The sequence below is a fragment of the Solidesulfovibrio alcoholivorans DSM 5433 genome (assembly GCF_000702665.1).
GTDB classification, from domain to species: domain Bacteria; phylum Desulfobacterota; class Desulfovibrionia; order Desulfovibrionales; family Desulfovibrionaceae; genus Solidesulfovibrio; species Solidesulfovibrio alcoholivorans.
The window spans coordinates 606844-631023 of record NZ_JNJA01000001.1; the positions used below are offsets into that span (position 1 = coordinate 606844).

General features: G+C 61.1%; 23 protein-coding genes and 2 tRNA genes. 18 read left to right on the top strand and 7 right to left on the bottom strand.

Features of this window, described 5'->3' with window-relative positions:
• Positions 1-7: 7 nt before the first annotated feature.
• From Q368_RS0102705 to Q368_RS0102725, 5 genes are all read left to right on the top strand, one after another.
• A complete protein-coding gene (locus tag Q368_RS0102705; RefSeq protein ID WP_029457191.1) occupies positions 8-247 on the top strand; it encodes a hypothetical protein in 240 nt (79 codons plus the stop codon).
• A gap of 849 nt (positions 248-1096) precedes the next feature.
• A complete protein-coding gene (locus Q368_RS0102710; protein ID WP_029457192.1) occupies positions 1097-2092 on the top strand; it encodes a hypothetical protein in 996 nt (331 codons plus the stop codon).
• A gap of 248 nt (positions 2093-2340) precedes the next feature.
• Positions 2341-3594 carry a hypothetical protein gene (locus Q368_RS0102715; RefSeq protein ID WP_029457193.1) on the top strand — a complete coding sequence of 418 codons (1254 nt, stop codon included), beginning with the start codon at positions 2341-2343 and terminating at the stop codon, positions 3592-3594.
• 63 nt (positions 3595-3657) lie between these two features.
• Positions 3658-4578 (top strand): hypothetical protein, encoded by a 921-nt coding sequence (locus tag Q368_RS0102720; RefSeq protein WP_029457194.1) that lies wholly within the window; start codon positions 3658-3660, stop codon positions 4576-4578.
• 171 nt (positions 4579-4749) lie between these two features.
• Positions 4750-5169, top strand: coding sequence for a hypothetical protein (locus Q368_RS0102725; RefSeq protein ID WP_052359985.1), 420 nt, complete (start codon positions 4750-4752; stop codon positions 5167-5169).
• 341 nt (positions 5170-5510) lie between these two features.
• Here the strand turns inward: Q368_RS0102725 and Q368_RS25505 are convergent, their stop codons facing one another.
• Positions 5511-6554 carry a hypothetical protein gene (locus tag Q368_RS25505; RefSeq protein ID WP_156955626.1) on the bottom strand — a complete coding sequence of 348 codons (1044 nt, stop codon included), beginning with the start codon at positions 6552-6554 and terminating at the stop codon, positions 5511-5513.
• Between the two features lie 681 nt (positions 6555-7235).
• On the opposite strand from Q368_RS25505, the gene Q368_RS0102730 reads away from it, so the two are divergent.
• The 3 genes from Q368_RS0102730 to Q368_RS0102735 all read left to right on the top strand — a co-directional run bounded on the left by Q368_RS0102730 (position 7236) and on the right by Q368_RS0102735 (position 9313).
• Positions 7236-7796 carry a tyrosine-type recombinase/integrase gene (locus Q368_RS0102730; RefSeq protein WP_029457196.1) on the top strand — a complete coding sequence of 187 codons (561 nt, stop codon included), beginning with the start codon at positions 7236-7238 and terminating at the stop codon, positions 7794-7796.
• 220 nt (positions 7797-8016) lie between these two features.
• A complete protein-coding gene (locus Q368_RS26900; protein WP_245611263.1) occupies positions 8017-8397 on the top strand; it encodes a helix-turn-helix domain-containing protein in 381 nt (126 codons plus the stop codon).
• Positions 8390-9313, top strand: a complete 924-nt coding sequence (locus Q368_RS0102735; RefSeq protein WP_245611264.1) for a tyrosine-type recombinase/integrase — start codon at positions 8390-8392, stop codon at positions 9311-9313. Before Q368_RS26900 ends, Q368_RS0102735 begins: the two co-directional genes overlap by 8 nt.
• A 94-nt stretch (positions 9314-9407) precedes the next feature.
• On the opposite strand, the gene Q368_RS0102740 is transcribed toward Q368_RS0102735, so the two are convergent.
• From Q368_RS0102740 to panC, 6 genes are all read right to left on the bottom strand, one after another.
• A tRNA-Glu gene (locus Q368_RS0102740) sits at positions 9408-9485 on the bottom strand.
• Between the two features lie 13 nt (positions 9486-9498).
• Positions 9499-9572 (bottom strand) — tRNA-Gln (locus Q368_RS0102745).
• Positions 9573-9644: 72 nt separating this feature from the next.
• A complete protein-coding gene (locus tag Q368_RS0102750) occupies positions 9645-9992 on the bottom strand; it encodes a hypothetical protein (protein WP_029457198.1) in 348 nt (115 codons plus the stop codon).
• 25 nt (positions 9993-10017) lie between these two features.
• Positions 10018-10530 carry a DciA family protein gene (locus Q368_RS0102755; RefSeq protein WP_029457199.1) on the bottom strand — a complete coding sequence of 171 codons (513 nt, stop codon included), beginning with the start codon at positions 10528-10530 and terminating at the stop codon, positions 10018-10020.
• A 68-nt stretch (positions 10531-10598) separates the two neighbouring features.
• The gene (gene metK, locus Q368_RS0102760; RefSeq protein WP_029457200.1) at positions 10599-11768 is read right to left on the bottom strand and encodes a methionine adenosyltransferase; all 1170 of its coding nucleotides are present in this window, start codon (positions 11766-11768) and stop codon (positions 10599-10601) included.
• Positions 11769-11903: 135 nt separating this feature from the next.
• Complete coding sequence (gene panC / locus Q368_RS0102765; protein WP_029457201.1) at positions 11904-12767, bottom strand: pantoate--beta-alanine ligase; 864 nt, start codon at positions 12765-12767, stop codon at positions 11904-11906.
• Positions 12768-12900: 133 nt separating this feature from the next.
• On the opposite strand from panC, the gene Q368_RS0102770 reads away from it, so the two are divergent.
• From Q368_RS0102770 to Q368_RS0102815, 10 genes are all read left to right on the top strand, one after another.
• Entirely contained in the window at positions 12901-14124 is a 1224-nt protein-coding gene (locus Q368_RS0102770; RefSeq protein ID WP_029457202.1) for a hypothetical protein, read from the top strand.
• Positions 14125-14217: 93 nt separating this feature from the next.
• The gene (locus Q368_RS0102775) at positions 14218-14940 is read left to right on the top strand and encodes an acyltransferase (RefSeq protein WP_029457203.1); all 723 of its coding nucleotides are present in this window, start codon (positions 14218-14220) and stop codon (positions 14938-14940) included.
• Positions 14941-15040: 100 nt separating this feature from the next.
• Positions 15041-16105, top strand: coding sequence for a glycosyltransferase family protein (locus tag Q368_RS0102780; protein ID WP_029457204.1), 1065 nt, complete (start codon positions 15041-15043; stop codon positions 16103-16105).
• 80 nt (positions 16106-16185) lie between these two features.
• A complete protein-coding gene (locus Q368_RS0102785) occupies positions 16186-17364 on the top strand; it encodes a BMP family lipoprotein (RefSeq protein WP_029457205.1) in 1179 nt (392 codons plus the stop codon).
• A 22-nt stretch (positions 17365-17386) separates the two neighbouring features.
• Positions 17387-18880, top strand: a complete 1494-nt coding sequence (locus Q368_RS0102790) for an ABC transporter ATP-binding protein (RefSeq protein ID WP_029457206.1) — start codon at positions 17387-17389, stop codon at positions 18878-18880.
• Positions 18877-19917, top strand: coding sequence for an ABC transporter permease (locus Q368_RS0102795; RefSeq protein WP_029457207.1), 1041 nt, complete (start codon positions 18877-18879; stop codon positions 19915-19917). The genes Q368_RS0102790 and Q368_RS0102795 overlap by 4 nt, the downstream gene beginning before the upstream one ends.
• Entirely contained in the window at positions 19914-20897 is a 984-nt protein-coding gene (locus tag Q368_RS0102800) for an ABC transporter permease (protein WP_029457208.1), read from the top strand. The genes Q368_RS0102795 and Q368_RS0102800 overlap by 4 nt, the downstream gene beginning before the upstream one ends.
• 1 nt (position 20898) lies before the next feature.
• Entirely contained in the window at positions 20899-21510 is a 612-nt protein-coding gene (locus tag Q368_RS0102805) for a TetR/AcrR family transcriptional regulator (RefSeq protein WP_052359986.1), read from the top strand.
• Between the two features lie 181 nt (positions 21511-21691).
• Positions 21692-22807: an NADH:flavin oxidoreductase gene (locus Q368_RS0102810; protein WP_043784737.1), complete on the top strand. Its 1116-nt coding sequence runs from the start codon at positions 21692-21694 to the stop codon at positions 22805-22807.
• Between the two features lie 91 nt (positions 22808-22898).
• Positions 22899-24098: an MFS transporter gene (locus Q368_RS0102815; protein WP_029457211.1), complete on the top strand. Its 1200-nt coding sequence runs from the start codon at positions 22899-22901 to the stop codon at positions 24096-24098.
• Positions 24099-24180: the final 82 nt, after the last annotated feature.

The window sequence follows — 24180 nt, forward strand, 5'->3', positions numbered from 1 at the left end:
GGAAATCATGAATACAGATCGTAGCGATAACAACACGTTTGAAATCAACGACATTAGGGGGCTGCTTTCCGAGGACTTCTCGAAGAACAAAATCGACCGACTCATCATGGCCCTGCGGTCGACCGATCCCTCGAAACCGGCTTTCGCGATGCACGAGATAAGACCCTTGCTGGCTGACGACTTCTCCCTGGCCACCGTCAACCGGGTGCTGATGACGTTGAAGCTCGCCCAGATCACCGCCTTCTGACCAAGGGAAGCAAACTCACAAAGCCCGTCCCTGGGCTCTCTTGTTGGGAACCATCTTGCCTGACCCCAGGTCCAGAGAAGACGCGGCTCCTGCCTGAGTGAGATAGGGCGGGTAGGGAAATTACCCTGCCCCTCTTGTCACCTTGTCTTCCTATGACTCTCACGCGCCAACCTGCCTTAGCCTGCCAAGCTCCTTGAGTGTTTACCATCACACTGATTTAACAAGCAATGCGGAGCAAAGAGATCGACCCAGGTTTCTCTTGCCACGCAGCAATTTCATGCGATTTTCAGATGAAATAGCCGCGATTCCATTCGAAACAAAGTGGTGACAGATCATGATCTTCAGACCGAATCCCCTGAGGAAGTGGCAAACTCAAATCTCTAACCCCGGTTTTTCGAGCACCAGCCTTCAGAGTTCATGGGTAAAGTGGTAACGCATGGCAATTTAAGTGGTGCCGCAAACGGTGCTTGCACGCTGATCCGTGAGGCTCTCGATATTCGGGGTAAATACGAACGGCAGGAGCCTTCATACCGTGCTTATCATGCTGGTATTCTGAAAAAACTTGTGCTCCACCACCCCGGCATCTTCCCCGGCCCCCTGGATTCGCGCGGGGCACCCCCTTCCTGGGATTTGGGGCTGGTCCTGGGGTTTGGGTGTCCCCCCCTGGACAAAATCGCAGGAAATCGCAGATATGGCCCAATGTCCGTTTCTCGCATCCCCCAGCTGGGCCACTGCCCGAGATCGTCGTGAACTCTTTGCGCAGGATGCTGCGCAACTGGTTTCAGTGGCGGGATTATCCTGGAATCCGCCTGGATTGTCGCTCGAAGGGAGATTTGCTACCTCGGGACCATGGCCAAGAAGTCTGACGAGAAAAAAGTCATCCGGTTCGACTCCCACAGGCTCAAAAGCGTTGCCTTCTGGTTCTGGGAGTACCAGCGGAGGAACCCCGCCTACCGCAAATTCTCATATGCCATTGAATATTATAGGTCTTATTTCGAAGAGCTTGGCGAACTTGAAGTCATCGAGTCTGAAGAGGGCTGCAAAAAATTCGAATCCGACGCCTTTGACATGGAAGACCCCAATCCGAAGAACCATCCCTATGCCTTGTATCTTGAGGAGAAATACGGAAGGGAAGCTCGCCTTGCTTTCTGCAAGCTATCATTCTTGGTTGAAGCAGTGAGGAGACGTTTCCATAGACTGTACCGCAACTGCTACATCGGGCTAGATACTGACGAAGCACTCACTGCCGTCCTCAAGGGTAAGCCTGTCGTATTTGAGAGCAAAGACCATTCTGATATCAATGCTTTACTTCGTTCTTATTATAAATGGGCGATGAGCATCGATGAGGAGGCTCCGAATCATTACATGTCTGACTTGGACAAGACATCAGGCATTCTTTTGGACCACAAGCAAGCACTCAAAGATCCTGAACAAGTTATGCGTGAACTTCATGCCGTCAAGATATTCAATGCAACCATGGAGAGTATTTTTACAAACAAACGGATAAGCGATGAAACATTGGAAGCGGTTTACAAACTCTGTCTTTCTGGAGAAAATATCGTAAGCGCCGACATAACACGACTCATTCTATTATGGATGTGGGACAAGGCCCATGAGGAAGATGAAAATAGCCCACTTGATTTCGATACTGTTCAAAAGCTCCTCAAGCAAGCTATCCCGTTAAAGTACAGATATAATGACAAGATAGCCACATTGCTTCAAAAAAAGCAGAGACTTCTCGAATATTACGAAAAGATCTGCAACAAGATCAATACGATGAATCCGCTTTGCACCAAGCAAAATGGAAGGCAACTCCCCTCGATAAAAGACGTCCTCAGCCTTTAAGGCTCTTCCCGCCGCGTTCATCGCCTTTCTTCCGCCCCTTCTCAAAACTTCCTTCGAAAACCGAACGATAACCATCTGATCTTTCTGGTCTTGTGAGAGACAAAAGGTGTCTAGACCTCTTGTCCACATCGTCCCGCGTGCCTTGATTAGACCGTAGCCAACATGAACGGCGCGATGGAGGGCGGTTACAGAGACCGCACTTCAAAGTTCCACCAGCCCCCAACTCGGGGTGCTTCTTGGAGGCTACCATGAACGAGGCCATGAAAAAGATCGTTGGTTCGCCGAATGTCGACAACTCGCAACACCGTGACCCCAGCAACGATGTCGATCCCACCAAAGGCACTGGCGGTACCGGAGGTGCCGGTTTCACCGGTGGCACTGGCGGCACTGGCGGCACCGGTTTCATTGGCAGTACCGGTGCTTCTGGACTTGGTGGTGATGTCGGCAAAGCCATCAACTCCATCATGGACATGAATGAAAGCGTTGAGGATTTTGCCAAGCATGTTGCTTACGCTGGACTTTACGGCGCCACCGGCGGAGCGGGCGGGATCGGCACTCTTGAAGACGCTGCCAACAAGAACGTGTCGCTTGCGGACATCAGCAAAAAGTTCTCGAAGCAGATCGGGAAGTTGGAGGACACCGAGGAGATCTTGAAGGACTTCAACGAGTGCCAGGGTGTGTTCAACCTTGTCATGTCAAAAACCAACGCGGTCAATGCCTACTTCGCGTTCATGCAGGGCAAGCGCCTCCTCAAACTCCAGTCCATCCGCAGCATGCAGAACAGCCGCGACTGGATCAAGTGGATCACCGCCAAGCTCCCCAACCTCAAAAAGCGTACCCGGGAGAAGTATATGAGCCTGGCAGCTGTTCCCGGAGTGGAAAACCACTTTGAGTACGGGGTCGAACGCCTGGCTGAGTTCGGCGCCATCTACTCCCCGAAGAGCGAAACGGATAAGACTGCGCTGGGCAGCGACCCCTTCAGCAACTATATGAAGTCGTTCAATCTTGAGATGGGCACCAGCCACGACGAACGCAAGAACTATGTTGATGCCGTCATCGAGGTGAGCAAGCTGAACCGTATCGGGGTCGACTTCCCTTTGGATGTGATGATCAACTTCCTTCGTGTGCAGGACCCGCTGACGAGTGAAGAGCGCAAACACCTGAAGAAGCTGGGCAAGGAAGAGGCGATCAAGCTCCTCACCCAGATCATCACCAAGGAGTTGAACCGCAAGAACTTCATCGCGGGGACTGACACTCCTTCATCCGAAACGGGGGCGTCCGGTGATACCCAGAAGGCTTCCACCGATACCAGCCCCGACGATTCTCTGACGGGACCGAATATCGACCGGATGGTGAGCACCCTTTGCAAGTCGCTGAAGCCCGTTGCCTCTAACACTGTCAAGCTCGATGGCAAGTTCGACCGGGACGCGTTGGTCCAGCTCAAGGTCTACATCGAGCAGTTGCTGGAACTTCCCCAGGACGCGCAGGTCGAGGCTGCTTAACCTGAATGACCACCAAGGCCCCTCTGGGATCACCTGGAGGGGCCACCACAAGGACAAACCATAATGAAGATATTTCTTTCCTCTCTGAGCATCCCCGTGCTCAAGCGGCTGCACGAAATCAACCCTGCGTTGAAGCCCAACGTGCTTATCACCTTCTATGGGCTCAATTCCCCCAAGGACTACACAAAGACCTACAGAAACATGATCAACGGGTTGATCCTGGACTGCGGTGCATTCAGTCTGAACAATAAAAAGCTTGGCTATGAGGCTCACGTTCTTGAATGTGACAAGCTCTTCATGCAGTACAGGGACTACACGAAGCTGACCCAAAACGATTACGACTTCCTGTTCAGCTTCGACGATGACTTCACTCCCGATGGATTCGACCATAACTTCCAGCGGTTGCTCGACCTTGAAGCTGCCGGTGTCAGGGCGGTGCCGGTCATCCATAATCTGCACAACCATGAGATCGACTTCTTCATTAACGAGAAGCCCAAATATTCGCTCGTTGCCATTGGTCAGTGCCGGGGGGATGATCGGACCAATCTCAGCGTCCTCTTCGAGGCGGTAGACAAGCTCTACAGGGAAAGGATCAAGGTCCATCTCTTCGGTATGTCGACCCCCAGCCTCGTCAGCCACGTTCCTGCCTACTCGTGCGACTCTGTGACGTGGAATGATTACGCGAGCAGGGGGCGCGCCCTGTACTATAACCCCGAAGTAAAATTCCTGAACAAGGAAAACTTGATCTACTTCCCCAATAAGGAAAAATTCAGCAACCTTGGGAATGCTGTCTACTACAAGGACTACAAGTACATGGATGCATTTCTGGCTCACATTAAGTCCAAGCTTGGCCTTGTCCAGGATGACCTCATCGCTGCACAGACCCAATCAATGTCGCTGAGTCTGGTGAATGCCCTTTACTTCATGGAGTTGGAGGAGCGGATCAACGAAGACAACCGACTGAGGGGGATCACGTTCGAGTAAAATGGTCAGATTTCAATGCCAAGGGACCGGTGTCGAGCCGGTCCTTTTTTTATGTTCAATGCCAACCAAATGCGCAGCATCCTGCGCAAACGGTCCCGTCACTACCTGACATCCCGATTTTTTGGGACCAGTGATAGAGATATTACCTCTTAAACACAGGAGGTTATCTCTATGTCCAAGAAAACTGCCGATACTCCCAAGGATGGTTCCAAGCGGAAGCACTTCGAATCGAAGTTTGATGAGAAGGTCCTCAGGGACATGATCAATGCCGGGAAAACCGCTGACGAAATTCAGCAGGCCCTTGGCGTGGTCAGCAAGCAGAGTCTCAGGCAGCACGTCTTGAAGCTCATCACCCGTGACCGCAAGGTCTACGAGGTGCCGGGCCTGTACGTCCGAAATTTGAAAAGGCCCATGGTCAATTTTAAGGGCGAAGTCCGCCTTACCAGGAACATGCTGGACTTCCCCGGATCGACCTACGAGCCCAATGACCAATTCGAAATCGAGATCGATAACGAAAAGATCGTTCTCCTCAGGATCATTGATGCGGTACCCACTGCGGCACCTGAACCGGAAAGCTCGGAGGGGCTATAACTGGAATCGGTCACACCTGCCTACAATGGTGGGTGTGACCATTCGCAGGGCATAGGTGTCCTTCGGCATTTTTTCATTTTTTGGGATATGAAAATATCCCCTCAACTCTCAGAGAAAATTCACCAAACGAGACAAGCTACTTTGCCGTTATCAAAGCAATAGCTATCAAGCTCTTTCATCTTGTCTTGCACGACATCAATACACCATAAGCCTGTTCTCAATTTTCTTTATCAAAATATTATCTTTAAAATCGTGATCCAATATCGATGGACAATCCACGTCAACACATGCTCGCAATTGAACAAATAGAACAGAGACACAAAGATAACAAAAAAAACACGCTACATAAAAGATTTACCAACCATCAGCTTTTCCAAATAATCCTTAAATGGATACGTATCGAAATAGGTATGACAATTTTTCAGCATCTGTTGGAGCATCTTTGCCACAGAAAGGATGCCACCACCTTGCCGTTCGTTAAAATTTTCAAAGAAGTATTCCTCAAATGTTCGCGCTTTTGAAGTGTCGTCACCATCTGTAACGGACATCATACGGAGAAATTTTTTAAGGAATCGACGTAGATTGAACAACTTAAAGTCAATACTTTGAATTATTACCTGGGGGCTAACAGAACACGCATCTTTCATCTTCGTTATTTTATTCTTCTTAAAGAATGGATTTTTATAACGGCACTCGATTCTAACAAAGTCATCGGTGTCAACAGTTTTATGGTACACATACGACCCAAGTGTTGCGGCTGTTCTTGGGTTACTGCAATAATAAGTAGTGTTGTATACTTTCGCCAACGACTTCCTGGAATACTTCTGGACCATGGTACAGGCAATGATACTTAAAAGCCTTTCATTGTCATTGCTTCGAAGGTCCATCGAGTACTCTACAGATGTAATCACATAGACCAATCCAAATACTTTCTCAATGTATTCAATTAAATCTGGAGAAGGGTGGATCAGTCGAATGGACAGCCCCTTGTAGAAGCCCTGAAACGAAACAAAAGTAAAAACAACTTTATATTTAACCCCTTTGACATCAACGAATCCACAAGAAATCGACTTTGAATCTTTGACATAATGAACATTCGTACAGTGGTTCTTAATAATTTCTTTTGCAGTTGATCTGCTGAAACATTTTACCGGATAAAAAATTTTCACAAAATCTATTGATAGAGCAATTGATATATCAAAATAGTCGAAGTCAAGATGCTGTTGGAGGTAGGAGAGCTTTGACGCGTCTTTAGTCTTTAAATACTCGATGGAGTCAAATTCTGAGTTTTTTGAAAAATTACATAAATAATTATAATACTCCTTAAACTTAGTACGATTTTGAAATATATTTCCGACATCTTGTTTGTCATTGACGGATTTCATCTACGTATTCCCAATGCAATTTCCATGTTTTACTTTCCATAACAAGACAACGTCTGGTTTTTGGATTTCATTAACGGCACTGCCGTCCACTCGCAGCCCCTTCTTCCTCATTCCCTAACACCTCTGCGACGGATTGTCAGCCTCTGCACTACGTTGACACGCATTGCGACAGTCACATCAGGCCAATGCCCTGCAAAACGACGAGGATATAATCCTCTACATACAGATATTAATAGTCAATGAATACACCTTTAACCAGGAGGTTGCCTGATGCTACTAGCACTATCTGGCCCATTAGGGCTTGTCGTTGGCGCTATGCAGTCAGATATATTCAGGGAGGTACTAAAAGCAGCTATTATCGTCGTAATACGAAAATCACTGTAGCAGTACTTTTCACGGGGAAGGCACTCTTATGTGGTGCCTTCTTCTTTTGAACGCTTAGAAATAACGGCAATTTCGCTGCTCTCCTTCAGCATTTTTCTCTGTCTTGAAAGAGATATTAAATCATAGGGTGCCAATGTCCGTTTTATCATAGAAACGGACATTCGAGCCCATCCCCTGAAAACGTCGAAGTATTTTGACTATTTATATGGGATTGCCCCTTGGGCATCCCCCGTCGTGCCATTTCAAAAGGATGATTCTACCATCCTGGAACTGAAAACGGACATTCAAGGAGGGACCATGCGAGTCGAACCAATTCGAGAGGAACAGCAAGTCAAGGCGATAAAGAAGTTGCTTCGCGACAAACCAAGAGACAGATTGCTATTTATCCTCGGAATTAATTCAGGATTAAGAGTTCAAACGATCCTCACTGAGCTTCGTGTGAAGCATCTGCTTTATGCAAAGCTGGGCGACAGCATCACCGTCAAGGAACGCAAGACGGGGAAGACCAATGTCTTCGTGGTCAATAAGGAAATCAAGAAAGCCTTCGACGAATACTACGCGGAGGTGAAACCCGACGAAACCCATTTTCTGTTCCGTAGCCGCAAAGGGTCGAACTACCCCCTGACGACTTTCCGAGTCACCCGGCTCGTGAAGGAATGGGGAGCCATGATCGGATTGAAGCAGAATCTGGGTGCCCATTCGCTTCGTAAAACCTTCTGCTGGTTCCAACGGACCAAGTACGGAACCAGTTGGGAGGTCCTGAGCCGAAGACTCAATCATAGCTCGCCCAGTATCACTCGATGTTATCTGGGCCTGACAGATGAGTGCGTCACTGAGATTCTTCACCACACAATATAAACAAGATGGGCCTCATAGCGAGGCCCATCAAAACTATTTGGTTTGAGTAGATTAAAGATGAATTATCGGATCATATAAAATTTATATTTTATCTTGCACGGATTTTATACAGTGATATACTGCCTTGTTGCAGTGCAACTCCATAAAAAATCCACTGGCACAGAGTCACGCGGCTTGTCTGTTTAAAAACAAATATTTTCGATGGGTTAAGGAGGAGTAGATGCCGCTGGAAACGCTTATGGCGCTGGAAGAAGAGCTGGGGCGGACCATGACACCACAGCAACTCGCTAAAATGCTTGGCGTATGCACGAACACGGTACGGAAGTACCGCGACCGGTGGGGTGGTGTTGAGGTGGTCCCTGGGAAACTCAGGTTCTTTGAAAACAAAGTTCGGGAGGCAATCCATGCCAGCACTGATTACGAAATTCAGTCCGCCTCGGTGGCGAGCGGTCGTCACCGTCAACGGAAAACGGAAGGAAAAACTCTTTCCCGACGGGACCGAGAAGAGCAGACGATCTGCGGAAAAATGGGAGGAAAGACAACGGCGCAAGCTGAAGAAACCGACCCCGATCGACACGGACTCGCCGCCGACGGTGATTGACCTGGCAAACTCCTACCTCGACTTCGTCAAGGAACGACAGTCCAAAAAAACCTACGCTGAGAAGCATGGGGTCTTGAAGCGCTTTGTCAGCCGATTTGGCAAGTCCACGTTCCTTGAGGACATCACCGTCCCCGAAGGACTAAAGTTCCTTACAGAGCAGTATAGGAAGCGTTCGGGGTACGCGGCGAACAAAGAGCGAAAGGTCCTCGTCACCGCCTGGAATTGGGGCAAGAGGTATCTGGCGAACTTTCCTGACCGCCAGTGTCCATTTCAGGTCATCGACCGGTTCCCGGAGACGCGACAGCCCCGGTATGTCCCACCCGAGGAAGACTTTTGGAAGGTCTACGAGGTCGCTTCAGGACAAGACCGGGTTATGCTGCTGGTATTCCTTTTCCTCGCTGCACGGCGTGGAGAAGTTTTCCGACTCAAGTGGGCGGATATCGATTTCGCAGGGAATACCGTCACCCTTTGGACGAGAAAACGCGCAGGAGGTGATCTGGAGCCTGACCCGGTCCCCATGGTGCAACGGCTCAAGAAGGTCCTCATGGCGTGGTGGGAGCACCGCCCCATTGTCTCCGAGTACGTGTTCGTCAATGTGGAGGAGCATGCCTTCTGCAAGGAATACCTGGGGCAGCCGTTCACAAACCGGCAGCACTTCATGGAGCGACTGTGCAAGAAAGCAGGGGTCAAAGAGTTCGGGTTTCACGCGATCCGTCACCTCACGGCGAGTCTCCTTTACCGTGAGGGGCAGCCCGTGGCGGTGGCCCAAGCTGTCCTTCGTCATAAAAGTCCCCAGACCACGACCCGCTACCTCCAGACCCTTGGTCTCAAGCAGACCCAGGAAGCTATGGAAGCTGTAATGGGACAGCGCGGTCCCAATAAAGTCGTCAGCATCCAGAAAGCTTCCCAAGAGTGAGAGGAAATACCAGACTATTGAAGTCGTAAATGTGGACTTCGTGTGGACCAACGAAAAAGCGGGTTACCCTGGACAGGTAACCCGCTGAATTTCTTGGCGTCCCCAAGGGGATTTGAACCCCTGTTACCGGCGTGAAAGGCCGATGTCCTGGACCAGGCTAGACGATGGGGACGCAGTATGTATCTTGGCTGGGGGACTAGGATTCGAACCTAGGTTGATGGAGTCAGAGTCCATAGTCCTGCCGCTAGACGATCCCCCAGCAGGCTCAAGAGCCCATTGCTTTACGCAGTCGGGGGCGGGCCGTCAAGAACTTTCTTGGCGGCCCGAAAAATCAGGACGCCTTGGCCAGACGGCGCGTCCGCTTCTTCAGCTTGTTGATCTGCCGACGCAGGATCTCTTTCTGCTTGCGCCCGCCGTCGCCTGCAACCGCCGTGCGCTTGACGCGCAGTTCACGCATCTTGCCCTTCATCGACAGGATCTTCGTTTTGTACGGGGAAACCGCAGGCCCTTCCTCGCCGCCGATGCCAAGCACTCCCTTGATCTGCACAAGCAGTTCTTCCTTGCCCAGGCCCGATGCGCCCGTGATCTGCGGAATCTGCTTGAGCACCAGATCACGAAGCTCCTTGGCTGTCATCTTGTCCAGCGGCTTCTTCAGATCAAGCTGCATACCTTCGCTCATGTTCGCCTCCACGAAAAATATCTCTTCACGCCGTCTTCGGCCGCCGCGTCCGCTTGCCTGCGGCCATCCGGCGGTCCCGGCCGGACGGCTGCGGCCCGGCCTCGAAATACGCGACATACTTCGCATAACAACGCCCGACAGGCGTCGCCGGATCAAGCGCCCCCAGCAAACCGCCCAACTGCTCCGGCTTTCGCTCCGGCGGTACGGCAAAACGGGGGGGCACGGCCCGTAGCGCATCCAAGGAAACTTGGTTTCCTAGCAAGTCGAACCGCACTCTGTCAAAGGCTTCGTGCCCCAAGGCGGCATTGACCAGCGATAAAATTTCCGGCGCGGCGAAATGCATCTCCTGCATGACCACCGGATCGTCCGCCCCGAGCAGCAGGTCGCGGCGGCGATGCCCCAGCGGACGCACGAGCTCGGCCGTCTCCGGCCCCACGATTTCGGACCAGCGCCGGCACACGGCCACGAAATTGCGCCGGCTCGCCGCCTCCTGCGCGGAGACGAAACGGTCGATGGATTCGGACAGGCGGCGCAGCATGGGGGGGCGCTTTGCCGCAGGCGGCCTCCGGCCCGGTTCGGACGGAGGCCGCCCTGGCGGCTGGCTGGCTACAGCTTGAGCGCCGTCTTGATGTCGGCGGCCGCGTCGGTGCGTTCCCAGGTGAACTCGGGACGCTCCCGGCCGAAATGGCCGTAGCACGAGGTCGGCTTGTAGATGGGGCGGCGCAGGTCCAGGCGCTTGGAGATGAAGTAGGGGCGCAGGTCGAAGACCTCGCGCACGGCCTTGGTCAGCGTCTCGTCGGGGATGTCGCTCGAGCCCATGGAGGTGACCAGCACGGACAGTGGCTCGGCCACGCCGATGCAGTAGGCGATCTGGACTTCGCAACGGCTGGCCGCGCCGCTGGCGACGAGGTTCTTCGCCACGTACCGGGCCATGTACGCGCCCGAGCGGTCCACCTTGGAGGGGTCCTTGCCCGAGAACGCGCCGCCGCCATGGTTGCCCATGCCGCCGTAGGTGTCCTGGATGATCTTGCGCCCGGTCAGGCCGCAGTCGCCCATGGGGCCGCCGATGACGAACCGGCCGGTGGTGTTGATGTAGACCTTGGTGTTCTTGTCCACCAGGGACTCGGGCAGGGTGTGGAAGATGACTTCCTGGCGCACCGCGTCCACGAGGTCGGAATAGGAGATGTTCTCGTCGTGCTGGCAGGCCACGACCACATTGTCGATGCGCACGGGCTTGCCGTCCACGTACTCCACGGCCACCTGCGTCTTGCCGTCAGGGCGCAGGAAGTCGAGAATCTTGTTCTTGCGCACGTAGGACAGCCGGCGCGACAGCTTGTGCGCCCAGTAGATGGGCGCGGGCATGAGGGTTTCGGTCTCGTCGCAGGCGAAGCCGAACATCATGCCCTGGTCGCCCGCGCCCTGTTCCTCGGGCTTCTCGCGGGTGACGCCCTGGGCGATGTCCACGGACTGCTTGTCCACGGAGGAGATGACGGCGCAGGTTTCCCAGTCAAAGCCCATGGTTGAGCTGTTGTACCCGATCTCCTTGACCGTCTCGCGCACGATGGACGGAAAATCGGCATAGGCCTTGGTGGTGATCTCGCCGGCGATGAAAGCCAGGCCGGTGGTGACCAGGGTTTCGCAGGCCACGTGGGCGTCGGGGTCCTGGGTCAGGATGGCGTCCAGGATGCCGTCGGAAATCTGATCGGCGACCTTGTCCGGGTGCCCCTCGGTCACGGACTCGGAACTGAAAAGGTACCGGCCCTTGGCATTGATCATATACGATATCCTCCGTGTGTCAGCGGTCCGTTCAGAGCGGACATGACATGTCTTATAGGAAAACGACGTTCACTGATTCGAAATTTAGTCCGATACCCGGCGTATCGTCAAAAAGCAAGTTGCAATACCGCGGCGTCAGCTTGGCGTTGCGGTGACGCCGGCCAGGCGGTTGTCGATCAGCCGCGCCCGGGAAAATTTCACCGCTGTGGCGAAAAGCGCCGGGCCGTCGATCACGTCCAGGGCAAAAAGCCGCTCGGGATGCACGCAGGCAAGGTATTCCGGGGTCGCGGACGGCATCTTCTCCGCAAAATAGGCCGCCGTCGCCGCAAGGATGCGCCCCGCGTCGCGTTCGCCGGCCGCGACGCGCGACGCGGCGAGCTCCAGTCCTCTGTGAATGTGCGGCGCGGCGGCACGTTCCTCGGGCGTCAGGTAGACGTTGCGCGAGGACAGCGCCAGCCCGTCGGCCTCGCGCACGATGGGCGCGCCCACGATTTCCACGGGAAAGCCCAGGTCGGCCGTCATGCGGCGCAGGATCGCCAGTTGCTGCCAGTCCTTTTCCCCGAAAACGGCGAGGCGCGGCTGGACGAGCAGAAAGAGCTTGGACACCACGGTGCACACGCCCCGGAAATGGATGGGCCGGGTCGCGCCGCAGAGCATTTTGGAAAGTTCCGGCACCTCCACCCACGTGGCGGCCCCGGGCGCGTACATGGCTTCGGCGGAGGGGGTGAAAAGCACGTCCACGCCGGCCTCGCGCGCCAGGGCCGCGTCATGGTCCAGGTCGCGCGGATAGGCGTCCAGGTCTTCGCCCGGCCCGAACTGGGTCGGATTGACGAACACGCTCGCCACCACGCGCGCGGCGCGCTCCCGGGCGATGCGAAGCAGGCTCGCGTGCCCGGCGTGCAGATAGCCCATGGTCGGCACAAGCCCGGTCACGACGCCCCGGCGCTGCCAGTCGCGGCAGCGCTCGCGCAATTCCTGAGGGTCCTTGACGATATTCATCGCATGCCTCCCGCGATTTGGCGGCCCTCTAAACCAAGCAGCCCGGCGTGTAAAGTCGGCCATGACAAATTTCGCCCGGACGCGTAAGCACGGCAGTCGCCATGTCGTTCACATCACTTGCTTGGAGCATGCCATGACCATACGCCTTTTCCTGTCCCTTTTTCTTGCCTGCGTCTTCCTGCTGCCGTCCGGGGCCGCCGCCCGGGCCGCGAAAGCCAATCCGGAAGAGACGGAAACGCCGCCGGTCTTTTCCGCCAAGGCCATCCTGCCGGAAAAAATCCTCTCCGGATCCAACTATGCCGTGGACGACAAGGTGGCAAACGACGGCTACATGAACCTCTACGTCATCCACACGCCCAAGGGCGACCTGCACGTGGAGTCCACGTCGCTGCTTTATACCCGCATCAAGGAATTGCAGGCCGCCGCTGCCATGGACGACGTGAACAAGGGCGCGGAAATCGGCAAATCCATCGGCCAGTCCGGGGTCAACGCCGTCAAGGGCGTGTTCAACCTGCTGACCAAGCCCGGCGAAACCCTCTCCAGCGTGGGCAAGAGCTTCAGCCGCGCCCAGGCGTCCTCCAAGGAGCAGCGCCCGAGCGACGACAAGGGCACGGTGGGCGAACTGCTCGGCTACAACAAGGCCATGCGGCAATACGCCAAGGCCTACGGCGTGGACCCCTATTCGCGCAACCCCGTGCTCCAGCAAAGCCTCAAGCGCCTGGCCGGGGCGGGCTTTTTCGGTTCATTTACGGCCACGGCCGCCATTCCCGGCGGCGCGGCCCTGGTCGCCTTTTCCCAGACCGGCGCGCCGGCCAGCGCAGTGGACGTCTCCATTCCCCCCGAGGACCTCTTCACCGCCAACCGCGAGCGCCTCAAGGCCATGGGCGCAACCGCCGACATGGCCGATCTGCTCGTGGAAAACACCCACTACACGCCCATCGAGCAGACGCGGCTGGTTCTTGCCCTCGACCGCATGACCAAGGTCGCGGACCGCACGGTTTTCATCCACCAGGCCATCCTGGCCGACAGCGACGACATGGCCTGGTTCCGCACCCGGCAGGCGGAGCTTTACGCCAACTTGAACGCCACCACCGACAAGGTGGCCCGCTTCGTGCGCGCCGACAAATACATCGCCGCCGTGACCGCCGATAACGGACTGCTCGTCGGCTATCCCCTGGACTACCTGGCCTGGACGCCGACCATGGCCGGCATCGCCAGGACCGTGGGGGCCTCCGCCGCCGCGCTCAAGGTCAAGAGCAAAAAGCTCGTGGTCTCGGGCGAGGTCAGCCCCCTTGCCGGCAGGATGCTCAAGGCCGCGGGCTTCGGCGTGGTGGCGCTGCGCGAGGGATTGCGGTAGGGAAGGACTCGCAAGACGTCTGTCCGGCGCGGCGCGCGCTCGGCCGCGCGCCGCGCCTCGCCATCCCCTGGCCGAACGACCGGGAGACACCCTATGACCGCGTGTTACAAAGCCCTGCTGTCACGCATCGAGGAACGCCTGGACGCCATCGGGGACTCCGAGGTGCTCCAGGACGTCATGGCCGATTTGTCCGCGCCGCGCCTGTCCCTGGAAGCGCTTTGCCACATGCACCTCTACGCCGAGACCCTGCCCCGGGCCGAGGACTGCCCGCTGACACCGGCGCAGCGCCATCTGCATTTTCTCTGGGACGCCTTCGACAAGCTGCCGATCTGCCTGATCGTGCCCTTCGCCATTCCGTTTCGCCGGCTCATCGCCAAGCGGCTTTTCGGCGCGTGCGGCAGCGCGTTCACCGCCGAGGAGAACCTGCGCTTCAATTTCGGGCCGCTTCTGCGCGTGGGCGCGGGGGTGTTCGTCAACCGCAACGTCTTTCTCGACACCAAGGGCGGCGTGACGCTTGGCGACGGCGTGGCCATCGCCGAGGACGTGCGCGTTTTCACCCACAACCACGGCGAGGCGTCCCACATCGAGCGCACGTACGCCCCGGTCGTCGTCGGCGACTATGCCAAGGTCTATTCCGGGGCTGTGCTGTTGCCGGGCGTGACCGTGGGCGCACAGGCCATCGTCGCCGCCGGGGCGCTGGTCACCCACGACGTGCCGGACAACATGGTTGTGGCCGGCCGGCCGGCCACGGTCCTGCGCGAGCGCCGCACCGAGGGCAGAAGCGGGGCGGAGCTCGACCACATCTGGCTCTTCTAGCCTCCGGCGCATCCGCGCCCCCCCGCCGCGCGTCCGGCCTCCGACTTGACGCCGGCGGCTGCGCCCGGTACGGGGCGCGCAGTCATCCCGGGAGGCGACCATGGCCCGCATCCTCTACGGCGTGCACGGCACCCAGCACGGGCATGCCATCCGCGCGCTCATCCTGGCCCGGCACCTCAAGGCGCTCGGGCACGAGTTCCTGTTCGTCTCCAGCGAAGAGGGCCTGCAGCTGGTCGGTCGCGAATTCCCGGTGGAGCGGTTCGAAAACCCCGGCACGCGCTACAGGAACCAGCGCCTGGACATGCCGGCAACACTGAAGCTCGCGGCGCGCACCCTGGCCAAACGCCCGGGCGAACTGGCGCGCCTGGCGGGCATGATCGCGGAATTCAGGCCCGACCGCGCCATCTCCGACTACGAATATTTCGTGCCCATCGCCGCCCGGCGCGCCGGCATCCCCTGCCTGTCCATCGACCACCAGCACGTCGTCTCCTGCTGCGACCACGACATCCCGCCGCGCCTGTGGCCGGACTACTGGGGCATCCGCGCCTCCATCCGCTTCCTTTTTTCCGCGGCCACGGACTACCTGGCCATTTCCTTTTTCCAGCCGCCGCCCAAACCCGGCGCGCGCGCCCGCATCGCCCCGGCCATCCTGCGCCAGAGCGTGCGCGCGAAAACGCCCACCCGGGGCGGCCACATCCTCGTCTACCAGAGCTGTGGCATCTGCGACGCCTTCGCGCCCTACCTGCGCGCCATCGACCGGGAATTTCGCGTCTACGGCTACCGCATGGACAAGGTGGACGGGAACCTGACCTTCCGGGACTACTCCGAGGAGGGGTTTCTTGACGATCTGGCGTCGTGCGCCTACGTCATCTGCGGCGGCAGCCACAATCTCATGAGCGAGGCGCTTTACTACGGCAAGCCCGTGCTGTCGTTCCCCGTGCCCGGGGCGTTCGAGCAGCAGTTGAACGCCCTCTACCTGGAGCGCCTGGGCTACGGCCGGTCCGCGTCCATGGAGCGCCTGACGCCGGAGTTGCTGCCGGATTTCGAAAAGAGCCTCGACGCCATGCGCCGTCGCATCGCCGGCGGCAGTTTCTGCGGCAACGAGGCCGTGCTCGCCCTGGTCGAGGATTTCCTGCGCGACGGCGCGCTGCCGGGAAGGTCATGAATCCGGGCCTTGCCCCTGGCGCATCGCACCGGCTTCATTTACATTCGCCACGCCCCATCAACTGCCAAAAGGAGTGCCCCATGCGCCGCATCCTTTCCTCCCTGGCGGCCCTGGCCTTTTGCCTGGCCCTGGTCGTCCCCGCCCCGGCCGCCGAAAAGCCGCTGACCTTCGGCATGCTGCTCGTCGGCCCCTACAACGACAAAGGCTACAGCCAGGCCCAGTACGAGGGCGGCAAGTACGTCGAGGCGCACCTCCCCGGCGCGAAGATGCTCTATCTCGACAAGCTCAATCCCGCCGACCGCCCGGGCGTCACCGTGCCGCAGGTGGTGGACGATCTGGCGGCCAAGGGCGCGACGCTCATCTTCGCCGGCTCCGACGACATGAAGGACGGCATCCGCGAGGCCGCCGAACAGCATCCCGACCTGACCTTCATCCAGATTTCCGGCGACGACGTGCTCACGGGCAAGGCTCCGAAGAACATGGGCAACCTCTTCTCCAAGATGGAATACGCCAAGATGATGGCCGGTTTTTCCGCGGCCATGACCACCAAGACCGGCAAGATCGCCTTCCTCGGGCCGCTCATTAACGACGAGACCCGCCGCCTGGCCGACGCCGCCTATCTCGGCGCGCGCTACGCCTGGGAGAAGGTGCGTGGCCAAAAGGCCGGGGACCTCTCGTTCAAGGTCACCTGGATCGGCTTCTGGTTCAACATCCCGGGTGTGACCTCCGACCCCAACCAGGTCGCCGGGTCGTTTTTCGACCAGGGCTACGACGTGGTCATCTCCGGCATCGACACCCCCGAGGCACTGACCGTGGCCGCCGCCCGCCGCAAGGCCGGGGCCGACGTCCACGCCTTGCCCTACGACTACAAGGACGCCTGCGCCAGTGCTCCCGAGGCCTGCCTCGGCGTGCCCTATTTCAACTGGGGCCCGGCGCTTTTGCCCATCGTCAAGGACGTCGCCGACGGCACCTGGAAGCCTGATTTCGTCTGGCTCGCCCCGGATTTCGCCGCCCTAAACGACCCGGACAAGAGCCCGGTGGGCTTCCTGCCCGGCCAGGGGCTTTCCCCCGAGAACAAAAAGGCCCTGGACCAGTTCACGGCCGACCTCGGCTCGGGCAAGGTCAACCTCTTCGCCGGACCGCTCGCCTACCAGGACGGCACGGTATTCGTTCCCGCCGGCCGCACGGCCACGGACAAGGAACTGTGGTTCTGCCCGCAGCTGCTCCACGGCATGGAGGGGGCCAGCGCCTCCAAGTAGGGCGCGGCGGAGAGTGCCCGGCATGGACGTCGTCCTTAACCATATCGTCAAGCGCTTCGGGCGGCTTGTCGCAAACGACGACGTCAGCGTGACCCTCGAGGCCGGGCGCATCCACGGGCTATTGGGCGAGAACGGGGCCGGCAAGTCCACCCTCATGAAGGTGCTGTGCGGCCAGCTGGCCCCGGAGGCGGGCGAAATCGTCGTGGACGGCGTCGCCCACAGGCGGCTGACCCCGGACATGGCCGCGCACTGCGGCATCGGCATGCTGCCCCAGGACCCCCTGGATTTCCCGCCGCTAAAGGTCTGGGAGAACTTCGCCCTGGGCGGCGGGCCCGTGCTTCCCCGCGCCGCCGCCCGCAAGCGCCTGGATGCGGTGTGCGCGCGCATGGGCTTTTGCCTGCGCCCGGACATCCCCGTCTCCGACCTCACCGTGGCCGAGCGGCAGCACCTGGAACTGGCGCGGCTTTTCGACCGCGACGTGCGCCTGCTCATCCTCGACGAGCCCACTTCCGGCATCTCCCCGGCCCAGCGCGAGACGCTTTTCGCCGTGCTGCGCGCCTTCGTCTCGGGCGGCGACCGGCTCGTGGCCCTGGTCACGCACAAGCTGGCCGAGGCCCGGGAGCTGTGCGACGCCGTGACCATCCTGCGCCACGGCCGCCTCGCCGGCAGCTTCGCCGCGCCGCTCGACGGCCAGGCCATCCTCACGGCCATGTTCGGGGCCGAGGTCGCGGCCGTTGCCGAGGCCGCGCCCCCGCCGCCGCCAAAGGCCGCGCCCGGGGCTGGCGACGTCCCGGTGCTGCGCGCCGCCCATCTGGTCATCGCCGACGACAAGGCCGTGCTCGACGACGTCTGCCTGGAAATCTGGCCGGGCGAAATCGTGGGGCTGGCCGGCATTTCCGGCGGCGGCCAGGAAGCCTTGCTGCGGGGACTGGCCGGCATCGCGCCGAGCGTCGCCGGGAACCTCGACGTGGGCGGCCGCGCCCTGGCCGGCCGGCCGGCCACGGACTTCCTGGCCGCCGGCATCCACTACCTGCCCGCGGCGCGCATGGAGGAGGGGCTTTTCCCGGGGCTCTCGCTTCTCGACCACGTGCGCCTGGCCTTCCCGGACAGGCGGCGCAAGGCCAAGACCATTTTCGCCGAACGCTGCGTGGGCAAGTTCCGCCTGACCGATACGCCGCACGCCCGCGCCGACGCGCTCTCCGGCGGCAACCAGCAGCGTCTGCTCCTGTCGCTTATTCCCGACGACACCAGGCTCCTGCTCGCCGACAACCCCACACGGGGCCTCGACGCCGCTTCCATCGCCCAGATCTGGGACCATTTCCGCGAACGCGCCGCCGCCGGCGCGGCCGTGCTCTTTTTCTCCGAGGATCTCGACGAACTGCTCGCCCATGCCGGCCGGGTGCTCGTTTTCTACAACCGCGACATGACCGCCGACCTTCCCGCGGCAAGCCTCGATCCGGGCCGTGTCGGCGACCTCATGACCGGCCGCGCCACGGCCGCCGGGAGCGTCTCGTGAGCGGCCGCGCGACCGTGCTGCTGCGCGCCGCCTATGCCCTGGCCGCGGCGCTCGGCGTGACGCTCGCCATCGTGGTCGCAACCGGCGCGCCGCCTTTCGCCACCCTCGCCGTCATGGCGCAGGGGGGCCTCGGATCCGAAGCGGCGATCCTGCGCACGCTCGCCGCCTTTACGCCGCTTTTATTGTGCGGCGCGGCCCTTTGCGTCACCTTCGCCGCCAACCTCTGGAACATCGGCGTCGAGGGCCAGATCACCCTGGGCGCGATCTTCGCCCAGGGCGTGCTGCGTGCCGCCGATCCGGCAGGCGGGCTGCCGCAGGGCCTGGACATGGCGCTCGGGCTCGGCGCGGCGGCCCTTGGCGGCATGCTCTGGTCGCTTTTGGCCGGCGTGCTGCGCACTCATGGCCGCGTGCACGAGATATTTTCCGGCCTGGGGCTCAATTTCGTGGCCATGGGCATATCGCTGTGGCTCATTCTCGGCCCCTGGAAACGGCCGGGCATGGCCTCCATGAGCGGCACCGAGCCGCTGGACGCCGCGCTGTGGCTGCCGGCCCTGGGCGGGCGGCCCATGAGCCTTGTCGGACCGATCCTCGCCGTCGTCGCCTTCGCCGCCGTGGCCTGGCTGCTCACCCGCACCTTTTTCGGCCTGACCCTCGCCGCCGTGCGCCAGAACGCCCTGGCCGCCACACGCCTGGGCCTGCGGCCGAAAATGCGCATCCTGGCGGCCATGGCCATCTGCGGCGCGCTGGCCGGCCTTGCCGGCGGCATTCTCGTCGCCGGCCTCTACCACCGGCTCATCCCGTCGATTTCCGGCAACTACGGCTACACCGCCATCCTGGCCGTGCTGCTGGCCTCGGGGAGCTTGTGGGCCCTGCCGGCCGCATGCCTTTTCTTCGCGGTGCTCACGGTCGGCTCGGTGCAGCTGCCGCTGTCGCTTTCCCTGGATTCGTCCCTGGCCGGCGTGATCCAGGGCGTGTTCGTGCTCACGCTTTTCGCGGCCAGACGCCTGCGTCCGGCGTCGCCCGGGAGGGAACGGTGAGCCTCGAGTACGCCGGCGCCCTGGTCGCGGCCGTCTTTTTCGCCGCCGCGCCGCTCATTCTGGCCGCGCTCGGCGAGACCGTGTCCGAGCGGGGCGGCATGATCAACCTGTCCCTGGACGGCACCGTGCTTTTTGCGGCCATGGCCGCGTTCGCCGTGGCCCGGGGCAGCGGCGATCCCTGGCTGGGACTGGCCGCCGGGGCCGCGGCCGGCGCGTGCATCGCGCTGGTCCTGGCCGTGTTCGGCCTCTTTCTCGGCGCGTCGGAGCTGGCCGTTGGGTTCGTGCTGACGCTTTTTTGCCGCGAACTCGCCTACTTCCTGGGCCACGGCGTGTCCCGCCAACCCGGGCCGGACCTCGGCAGCCTCGCCGTGCCGGTGCTCTCCGACCTCCCGCTTTTCGGCAAGGCGCTGTTCGGCCAGAGTCCGGTGGTGCTGCTAAGCCTCGCGGGCCTGGGGGGCGTGTGGTGGTTTCTCGCGCGCACGCGGGCGGGCCTCACGCTTCGCGCCGTGGGCGAATCACCCAAGGCCGCGGCCAGCCGGGGCGTGGCCGTGCGCAAGGTGCAGCTGTTGTGCTGCCTGGCCGGCGGGGCGCTCGCCGGCTGCGCCGGAGGGCTCTACTCCCTCTCCGTCAAGCCCGGCTGGGGACATCCGCAGGGCTGCGAGGGCGCGGGCTGGATTGCGCTGGCCATCGTCATCTTCGGCGGCTGGAAACCCGTGCGCGTGGCGCTCGGCGCGCTTTTTTTCGCAGCCATCCAGGTGGCCGGCATCGCGCTCCAGGACGCGCTGCCCGGGCTTTCGGGCGCGTTGTTCCAGATCGCGCCTTTTCCGGTCATGATCGCCACGCTCCTCGTGGTCAACCTGCGCCGCTCCACGGCCTTCCGCGAAGCCGCGCGGCGCGTGCCCCTGCTCGGGCGGCTCATGCCCCGCACCGCAGGCGGCGCGCCCGGGGCCATCGCCGGCGCGCTGGACAAGGGCTTCTAGGATGCGCGGGGAACAGCCAAAGGGCACGGCAGGCGCCAAACGCCTGCCGGGACGGCCGCGAAGCGACGCCGCGCGCAGCGCCGTGCTGGAGGCCGCCTACGGCCTGCTCGAAGAAGCGGGCTTTTCCAGGCTGACCATGGAGGGTATCGCCGCGCGGGCCGGCGTGGGCAAGGCCACGCTCTACCGTTGGTGGCCGGGCAAGGGCGCGGTCGCCATGGAGGCCTTCCTGGCCGTCGTGTCCCCGAAGATCGCCTTTCCCCACACCGTTTCCGCCGTGGCCGACATCACCGCGCAGATGCTGCGCCTGGCCGCAGCCTACCGGGGGACGATCGGCAAGATCGTGTGCGAAATGATCGCCCTGGGTCAGGCCGACCCCGAGATTCGCGCCGCCTTTCTCGACGGATACATGTTTCCCCGCCGCGACGCGGCCAAGGAGGCGCTGCGACGCGGCATCGCATCCGGGGAGATCCGTGCCGACGCCGACCTGGAGCTTGCCGTGGACGCCCTCTACGCCCCGATCTTCCACCGCATGCTGCTGCGCCACCAGCCCCTGGACGATGCCTTCGTGCGCGGCATCGCCGCCCTCGTCTTCACCAGCCTCGCCCCGAAATAATCCCGCCATCCCCCGCCTCCTCGCTCCCTTGAGGTATGTTCTCCCGTAATCGCAGGAGAATGGTTTTTGCCTTTTCTCCTTGACTCCGGTTTTGTCTTGATTATATACGAAACGTATCGTTTCGAAACAAACCAGGACAACCATCCTGCCTGCCGCCGCGCGGCCGGCAAAGGAGGCAGCCATGAATACGCTTTTCGAGGAAACCGCCCTCAAGACCATGTCGCTGCAAAACCGCACCATCCGTTCCGCCACCTGGGAAGGGCTCGCCGCCGACGACGGCGGCGTGACCCCGGCGTACATCGCGAAGCTGGTCGCTCTGGCCCGGGGGGGAGTGGGGCTTGTCATCACGGGCAACGCCTTTGTCAGCCCGGAGGGGCGGGGCGGCCACAGGCAGCTCGGCGTGCAGGACGACGCCCGCGTCCCGGGCCTTGCCGCCCTGACCGGGGCCGTGCATGCCGCAGGGGGGCGCATCGCTTTGCAACTGGCCCATGCGGGCGAGATCGCCGATACGGCGCATTCCGGCCTGCCGCCCGTTGGGCCGAGCCCCGATCCGGACCAGCCCGGGGGCGAGGCCCTGGACGTCGCCGGCATCGCCGCCCTGGTCGCGGCTTTCGCCAGGGCGGCCGCCCGGGCCAAGACCGCCGGGTTCGACGCCGTGCAGGTCCATGCTGCCCACGGCTACCTGTTGCACCAGTTCCTCTCGTCGGCCTGGAACAGCCGCGACGACGCCTACGGCGGCGCACTCGAAAACCGGGCGCGCATGCTCCTCGAAGTCGTGGACGCGGTGCGCGCCGTCGTGGGACCGGACTTTCCGCTGCTGGTCAAGTGCAACAGCGAGGATTTCGTGCCGGGCGGCCTGACCGTGGACGAATCCCTGGCCGTGGCCGGGATGCTGGAGGCGGCCGGTGTGGACGCGCTGGAGCTCTCGGGCGGCTGCAAGCAGGCCGGACCGGCGTTCATGCCCGCGCGCAAGGGCAGGATCAAGGGCCCGGACCAGGAGGCCTACTACCGGGCGGCGGCCGTGCGCTTCAAGGAGCGGCTGCGCATCCCGCTGGCGCTGGTCGGCGGCATCCGCTCCCACGGCGTGGCCGAGGCGCTCGTGCGCACGGGCGTGGCCGACTATGTCGCCCTAAGCCGCCCCCTTGTCTGCGAACCCGGCCTGATCGGGCGCTGGCGGGAAGGCGATCGCCGCCCGGCCCTGTGCGTGTCGGACAATGCCTGCTACGCGCCGATTTTCGCCGGCGAAGGCATCCGTTGCCCGAGCTTCGCGGGAAAGCGCGTAAGCGCCGCGGACTGAGCGGGACAGCGGCCAAGGCCTGCCTCTTGACGTCCGACGGGGATTGATTGTTTACGATACGTACCGTTTCTATTTAAGCAGGAGACTTCCCATGCACCACTGCGCATGTCTTTCCCTCGAAACGTCCGAGGCCCGGGAGCCGGGACGGGGCGTCGTGGCCCTGATGGCCGGCGCGGCCGGGCTCGCCGTGGCGAGCATCTACTACAACCAGCCGATGCTCGGCATTCTGGCCGAGGTGTTCCATGCCGATGCGGCGTCCATCTCCTGGATCGCGGTGCTCACGCAGGTCGGCTACGCCTTGGGCCTGCTGCTGCTGGCCCCGCTCGGGGACCGCTTCGAGCGGCGGGGGCTCATCGTTGTGACGTTCCTCGCCCTGGCCGTGGCTCTGGCCACGGCCGCGGCGTCCACGGGGCTCGGCATGCTGCTCGGGGCGAGCCTCGGCATCGGCGTGCTGGCGACCGTGGCGCAACAGGTGTTGCCCATGGCCGCCCATCTGGCCGGGGAGGGGCGGCGGGGCAGCGTCCTCGGCACGGTCATGGCCGGGGTGCTCGCGGGCGTCCTCCTCTCGCGCACGGTCAGCGGGCTCGTGGCCGCGTATGGCGACTGGCGGGAGATGTTCGCCTTTGCCAGCGGCGCGTCGCTTGTCATGAGCGCCGTGCTGCTGCTGTGGCTGCCGCGCGTGACGCCCGTGACCACGATCTCGTATCCGCGCATGCTTGCCTCCCTGGTGCGGCTTTTTGCCGCGCACAAGGAACTGCGGCGGGCGGGGTTCGTGCAGGGGGTGCTTTTCGGCGGCTTCGTGGCCTTCTGGGCCAATCTGGCCCTGTTCCTCGAACAGCCGCCGTTTCACCAGGGCAGCGCGGCGGCGGGAATGCTGGGCCTGGTCGGGGTGGCCGGCGTCGCTGCCGCGCCCCTGGCCGGGCGGTTGGCGGACCGGGGCGGCCAGGGCAGGCTCGTCGCCTACGGGGCCGTGAACGTTGCCGCGGCGTTTGTGCTGCTGGCGCTGTTTCGGGAGTCGTGGCTCGCCCTGGTCGCCGGCATCCTGCTCATGGACGTCGGCCTGCAAGGGGCGCTCGTGGCCAACCAGGCCCGGATCTACGCCCTGGACGCCGCGGCGCGCAGCCGCGTCAACACGGTCTTCATGACGTTGATGTTCGTCGGCGGCGCGCTGGGCACGGCTCTTGGCGCACAGGCGTTTTCCCGGTTCGGCTGGCTTGGCGTGTGCGTGATGGGCGCGGCCTGCGGTGTGCTCGCCCTGGCGCTCGAACTGCGCGGCGCGGCGCGGGCCTAGACGCCCGGCGCGGACCCGGACGTGAAAAACGGGCCTGCGGCACTCCGGTGCCGCAGGCCCGTCGGCGTTTTCGGGGCGCAGC